The 6,459-nt window shown below is 63.2% G+C and carries 2 protein-coding genes; one reads left to right on the forward strand and one right to left on the reverse strand.

The features are described from left to right. Positions 1-46: 46 nt before the first annotated feature. Positions 47-718 (reverse strand): glutathione S-transferase family protein, encoded by a 672-nt coding sequence (locus IG629_RS21820; protein WP_193173983.1) that lies wholly within the window; start codon positions 716-718, stop codon positions 47-49. A gap of 385 nt (positions 719-1,103) precedes the next feature. Between IG629_RS21820 and IG629_RS21825 the strand changes: the two genes are divergently transcribed. Beyond that, the coding region (locus tag IG629_RS21825) for a beta strand repeat-containing protein (RefSeq protein ID WP_193173984.1) at positions 1,104-6,459 on the forward strand (5,356 nt) is incomplete at its 3' end.

Raw genomic sequence — 6,459 nt, forward strand, 5'->3', positions numbered from 1 at the left:
GGCTTCCGGGGGCAGTCGCCGCCCCCGGTATTCCACCTGCCTATTATTACCCGGCGAGATGCATCGCCGGGTCGCGAACCGCATCGAAACTCGGCCGGGCAGAGACCTGGCCGTAATATCGGGCGAGATTCGGCGAAAGCGCATCCTGCCCTGCCAGAAGTGCCCAGCGATGCACCCGGATCGTCATCGGGATATCGCCATAGCTCCAGCTGTCATCCGCGATATGTTCTGTGCGGGAAAGTTGATCCTCGACAATATCCCAGGCCCGGGTGAGTGCCGCCCGCGCCGTCTCCGCAACCTGTGGCTCGCGCTGCTCTTCGGGGAGCCTGATGGTGTGTTTCACCAAAGTGTGCATCGGCGGAATAAGCTCGTTATTCTCCCACATGATCCAGCGGCTTGCCGAAGCGAAGCGCTCTGTGTTCGAGCCGTAGAACCCGTCCGGATCGTACTTCATGGCGAGATATTGCAGAATCGCGTTCGATTCCCAGAGCACAAAGCCATCATCCAGGATCGTCGGCACCGTACCGTTCGGGTTCATCGCCCGATATTCCGGCGTATCCACTACACCGAAAGCTTGATTGCCTTTCGCCACATGGCCCTGCGCGCCCATCGTCCCGCTGGCCAGAACAAGCTCGTGCGGCAGCCCCAGTTCCGCCATCGTCAGCAGCACTTTCTGTGTCCGCGCGGATGTCGGCCGCCCCCAGATCTTGATACTCATACCCGCTTCGCTCCGCATATATTCCATGACGCACAAAACAACCTGGCGCGTAGATGCTGGCGCCGTCAGCGACGTTGCAGGACCGGACCCCATCGTTCAACAGGCTTGTGAATGAAAGCCGCGACCATACATACAGTACGAACCGTTGTGATACCCAGTTCCGGCCCACTGCATGGCCGCGAATTGCTCTGATTTTCTTTAAGAAGCTAACTATTTTTTAGGGGATTTCGGATAAACTCCGAAATCATGTCGCCTTCTGATAGGATGTATTTAGATAAATTTTTATTGAAATTATCTTCAAACGCATTTATTCAAGGTAACGTATGGTCAACAGAAGTCCCGGCCGGAGAAACCAGCCGGTTTCGCCCGCGCTCTGGAGCAAAGAATGGCACGGCCCTCGTCGCACAATAATGACACCCAGAGATCCGGTTTGATTACCGGTAACGACGGCCGTGACACCATCACCGGCTCGTCCGAGGACGATTCGATCTATGGGTATGGCGATCGCGATACGATCTCCGGGGCGGACGGCAACGACCTGCTTTTCGGCGGTGACGGAAGCGACTACCTCAAGGGTGGTGATGACGAAGACATTCTATACGGCGAAGATGACAACGACACGCTGAGCGGCGGTGACGGCGACGACACGCTCTATGGCGGTGCTGGCAGCAACAGCCTTTTCGGCGACGATGGCGAAGATTATCTCTATGGCGGCGACGATGCGGAGACCCTCTCCGGCGGTCGCGGCAACGATACTATTATCGGCAATGGCGGTAACGACGCGCTGCGCGACACGAGCGGCAATAATTATTTCGACGGCGGCGCGGGCAGAGACACCATCACCGGCGGCCAGGGTAGCGACACCATCTATGGCGGCGCGGACAACGATCGGATCACCGGCGGAGCCGGTAATGACAGCATCGATGGCGGTGCCGGCGATGACACACTCTCCGGCCACTATAACAACGACACAATTCTCGGCGGCGACGGCAACGACCTGATCCGGGGCCGGGGCGGTAATGACAGCCTGGACGGCGGCGCGGGCGACGACACCGTCTCCGGCGATTACGGAAATGACGCGCTGATCGGCGGTGACGGCAACGACACGCTTTATGGCCGGGGCGGCAGCGATACGATCGATGGCGGCGCAGGCGACGACCTTCTGTCCGGCGACAGCGGCAAGGACACGCTGATCGGCGGTGCGGGCGACGACACCATCTCCGGACGGGGCGGCAATGACAGCATCGACGGCGGCGCCGGAAACGACAGCATCAACGGCGAGTCGGGCAATGACCTGATCTCCGGTGGAGATGGCGACGATACTATTTCCGGCAGAGGCGGCAACGACAGCATCGACGGCGGTGCCGGCAATGACAGCATCAAGGGTGAGTCCGGCAGAGACACGATCTCCGGCGGCGCAGGCGACGACACGATCTCCGGCAAAGGCGGCAACGACAGCATCGATGGCGGTGCCGGCAACGACTATGTCCGCGGTGATTATGGCAGCGAGACCCTTCTTGGCGGGACCGGTGACGACACCATTTCCGGCAAAGGCGGCAACGACCTGATCGATGGCGGCGACGGTGCGGATGAGCTGGATGGCGGCGATGGCCATGACACCATCTATGGCGGCGCGGGCAACGACCAGATCACCGGTGGAGACGGCAACGACAGCCTTTCTGGCGGTGCTGGCGACGACACCATTGCAGCCGGCCGCGGGTACGACACCATTGACGGCGGTGCCGGTAACGACCTGATCAGCGGTAAGGCCTCCGACTTCCAGGGCGACCACATCAAGCTGGACAGCGGCGACACTCTGCTCCTGACCGACATCAGCCTCGACCCAGACCAGGTCTCGCTGAGGGTCTATCGCGGCACGACCTATGTCGCCATCAACACGAGCGGAGACAGCTGGCCCGAATATTATTTCTCCATCGAAGGCGATTTCGAATCGATCAACGTCTCCGTCGACGAAAACGGTACAAGCCTCGGCTTCGTCGCCGGGCCGATCACCGGAACGAGCGACGATGACAGTCTCGCCGGCACAGACGACGCCGATACCATCTCCGCCCTCGACGGCAACGACACCGTCTCCGCAGGCGACGGCGCAGACGTTGTATATGGCGGTGCAGGCAATGACGAGATCACCGGCGGTGCCGGCAGTGATGCCATCGACGGCGGCGAAGGCTCAGACACGCTTTATGGCGGCGCGGACAGCGACACGCTGTCGGGCGGCGCGGATGCCGATCTGCTGGACGGCGGTACAGGTAACGACGTCATCGACGGTGGCGCGGGCGACGACACCATCGACGCGACCGAGGGATCCGACACGGTCAGCGGTGGTGACGGTGCAGACGCTATCTATGCTGGCGACACTGGCGTCATTGACGGCGGTGCCGGCGAGGACACGCTTTATGTCGACACACGCTCCGACCTGGACGGTCTGACGGTCTCCAACGTCGAAGACATCGTTATTGCCGACGAGCAAGCCACAGACGGCGACGACGCCATCAGCGGCTTCGAAGGCAGTGACACGCTGTCCGGTCTCGGCGGTAACGATACGCTCGACGGCCTGGCGGGAGACGATGTCCTCGACGGCGGTGCTGGCAACGATGAGATCACCGGCGGCGCAGGTGATGACGTCATCGACGGTGGCGCGGGCGACGACACCATCCATGCCGAAGACGGATCCGACACGGTCTCCGGCGGCGACGGCGCGGACGCGATCTATGCCGGCGACTCTGGCGTCATCGACGGCGGTGCCGGCGAAGACACGCTCTATGTCGACACACGCTCCGATCTCGGCGGCCTGACGGCCTCCAACATCGAAGACATCGTCATTGCGGACGAGCAGGCCACTGAGGGCGACGACGCCATCTCAGGCTTTGCCGATGCAGACACCCTGTCCGGCCTCGGCGGCGACGACACCATCGACGGTCTCGCAGGTGATGACAGCCTCGACGGCGGTGCTGGCAACGATGAGATCACCGGCGGTGCCGGCAGCGATGCCCTCTCCGGCGGTGAAGGCTCAGACACGCTGTATGGCGGCACGGACAGCGACACTCTGTCGGGTGGCGCGGATGCCGATCTGCTGGACGGTGGCGCCGGGAACGACGTCATCGACGGCGGGGCCGGCGACGATACCATCCATGCCGAAGACGGTGTTGATACCGTCAGTGCCGGCGACGGTGCCGATGCCATTTACGGCGGTTCCGAAGGCGTCATTGACGGCGGAGCTGGCGAAGACACGCTTTATGTCGACACGCGCTCCGACCTCGACGGTCTGACGCTCTCCAACATCGAAGACATCGTCATTGCGGACGAGCAGGCGACAGACGGCGACGACGCCATCAGCGGCTTCGAAGGCAGTGACACCCTGTCTGGTCTCGGCGGCAACGATACGCTCGATGGTCTTGCAGGCGACGACAGCATCGACGGCGGCGCGGGCAATGACCAGATCACCGGTGGTGCTGGTGATGACACGCTGCAAGGCGGCGTTGGTTCCGACACTCTCTCGGGTGGTGCGGGCAACGATCAGCTGGATGGCGGTGAAGGTTCCGACGTTCTGTACGGCACCGACGGGACGGACACGGTCTCCGGCGGCGACGGCGCGGATGCGATCTACGCTGGTGACAGCGGTGTGGTTGACGGCGGTGCCGGGAACGACACGCTTTATGTCGACACCCGCTCCGACCTCGACGGGCTGAGTGTCAGCAACATCGAAGACATCGTCATTGCGGACGAGCAGGCGACCGAGGGCGACGACGCCATCAGCGGCTTCGAAGGCTCAGACACCCTGTCCGGTCTTGCCGGCAACGATACGCTCGACGGTCTGGCTGGTGACGACAGCCTCGATGGCGGCGCTGGTAACGACGAGATCACCGGCGGTGCCGGTGATGACACCCTCCAGGGTGGCGCTGGCGACGATACCATCCATGCCGAAGACGGCAGCGACACCGTGTCCGGTGGCGACGGCGCGGACGCGATCTATGCAGGCGACAGCGGCGTCATTGACGGCGGTGCCGGCGACGACACGCTCTATGTCGACACCCGCTCCGACCTCGACAATCTGACGGTCTCCAACATCGAAGATATCGTCATTGCCGACGAGCAGGCCACCGACGGCGACGACGCCATCTCTGGCTTCGAAGGCAGTGACACGCTCTCCGGTCTCGGCGGCAACGATACGCTCAATGGCCTGGCAGGCGACGACGTCATCGATGGCGGCGCGGGCAATGACCAGATCACCGGTGGTGCTGGTGATGACACGCTGCAAGGCGGCGTTGGTTCCGACACTCTCTCGGGTGGTGCGGGCAACGACCAGCTGGATGGCGGCGAAGGTCCCGACGTTCTGTACGGCACCGAGGGCACGGACACCGTGTCCGGTGGCGACGGCGCGGATGCGATCTATGCCGGCGACTCTGGCGTCATCGACGGCGGTGCCGGGAACGACACGCTTTATGTCGACACACGCTCCGACCTCGACGGCCTGACGGTCTCCAACATCGAAGACATCGTCATCGCGGCCGAGCAGGCCACAGACGGCGACGACGCCATCAGCGGCTTTGCCGATGCAGACACACTGTCTGGCCTCGGCGGCAACGATACGCTCGACGGTCTCGCAGGCGACGACAGCCTCGACGGCGGCGCAGGCAACGACGAGATCACTGGCGGTGCCGGTAACGACGTCATCGACGGTGGGGCTGGCGACGATACCATCCATGCCGAAGACGGCAGCGACACCGTGTCCGGCGGCGACGGCGCGGATGCCATTTACGGCGGTTCCGAAGGCGTCATTGACGGCGGAGCCGGCGAAGACTCGCTCTATGTCGACACACGCTCCGACCTCGACGGCCTGACGGTCTCCAACGTCGAAGACATCGTCATCGCCGACGAGCAGGCCACCGAGGGCGACGACGCCATCTCCGGCTTCGAAGGCAGTGACACCCTGTCCGGCCTTGCCGGTAACGACACACTCGACGGCCTGGCCGGTGACGACAACCTCGACGGCGGCGCGGGCAACGACGAGATCACCGGCGGTGCCGGTGATGACACCCTGCAGGGTGGCGTTGGCGACGATACCCTCTCGGGTGGCGCAGGCAACGACCAGCTGGATGGCGGTGAAGGTTCTGACGTTCTGTACGGCACCGAGGGCACGGACACCGTGTCAGGTGGTGACGGTGCGGACGCGATCTATGCAGGCGACAGCGGCGTCATCGATGGCGGGGCCGGGAACGACACGCTTTATGTCGACACACGCTCCGATCTCGACGGACTGACGGTCTCGAACGTTGAAGACATTGTCATTGCTGACGAGCAAGCCACAGACGGCGACGACGCTATCAGCGGCTTCGAAGGCAGTGACACGCTCAGCGGCTTGGCTGGTAACGATACGCTCGACGGCCTGGCCGGTGACGACAGCCTCGACGGCGGTGCGGGCAACGACGAGATCACTGGCGGTGCCGGTGACGATACGCTGCAAGGCGGCGTTGGCGACGATACCCTCTCGGGTGGCGCAGGCAACGACCAGCTGGATGGCGGTGAAGGTTCTGACGTTCTGTACGGCACCGACGGCACGGACACCGTGTCCGGCGGCGACGGCGCGGACGCGATCTATGCAGGCGACTCTGGCGTCATTGACGGCGGTGCTGGCGAAGACACGCTTTATGTCGACACACGCTCCGATCTCGACGGGCTAACGGTCTCCAACATCGAAGACATCGTCATTGCCGACGAGCAGG

Source organism: Nisaea nitritireducens (genome assembly GCF_014904795.1).
In the GTDB taxonomy this organism is placed as follows: domain Bacteria; phylum Pseudomonadota; class Alphaproteobacteria; order Thalassobaculales; family Thalassobaculaceae; genus Nisaea; species Nisaea nitritireducens.

Bases quoted from the DNA above. Each gene is read 5' to 3' on its own strand.
- IG629_RS21820 (WP_193173983.1), bottom strand. From the start codon at position 718: ATGAGTATCAAGATCTGGGGGCGGCCGACATCCGCGCGGACACAGAAA.